At 60.6% G+C, this 688-nt stretch carries 1 tRNA gene; it reads left to right on the top strand.

The features are described from left to right. The first annotated feature begins 294 nt into the window (after window positions 1-294). A tRNA-Ser gene (locus ACLJK8_RS23060) sits at window positions 295-384 on the top strand. Window positions 385-688 lie beyond the last annotated feature (304 nt).

Here is a 688-nt window from a genome sequence, read left to right as displayed (position 1 = left end):
AGGTGCTCCGACAACCCGAACAGGGAACGCTGCTCCATCTCACCCCTCCGATCTCGACGGAGCCAGTGAATCACGACCGCCCTTCAAAGGGGAGGGTTATTGCGGGTGTCCAGCTGCCGCTCCCACCGACCTCCAGAAGCTGCGGCGCCTCGCCGAGCTGGACGCGGTGCATGGACTTCGCAGGACGCTTCGGAGGGCGTTCCGTAGCCACGCTTCGGGGTGAGATCGATGGCTCCATGACGCCCATCCGGATTGCCCTTGAGCTTTTTGACCTCGCCGCCTATACGGATCGGTGGAGAGGTGGCCGAGCGGTCGAAGGCGCGCCCCTGCTAAGGGCGTAGGCGGGGAACCGTCTCGAGGGTTCGAATCCCTTCCTCTCCGCCACTACCCCAGAATCCCCCCATGCTATTGATCTTGTGTGATTATCGGTAGCGGAGAAAATTCTTACCACCTACGTTGACCACCCTTGGGGGCTGTTCGCGATGCGCATTAGCGCGAAGTCCGGATGTCTGTATCGGCCCGCTGACAGCCATTCCAGGCGTGTGATGAGCATCACTTCACCAAGCTTCGATCCCTGAGAGCCGGACCCGAAATGAGTTGAGCGATATCAGCGGGTTGTGATTCACGTCGGTTTGCGAAGACTGACGGAGATCCGATGCCCTGGACTGATACCGCTCGGCGCGACTAT

The sequence above is a fragment of the Amaricoccus sp. W119 genome (assembly GCF_047275745.1).
Classification (GTDB): domain Bacteria; phylum Pseudomonadota; class Alphaproteobacteria; order Rhodobacterales; family Rhodobacteraceae; genus Amaricoccus.
This window is presented reverse-complemented; position numbering and strand designations above follow the sequence as displayed.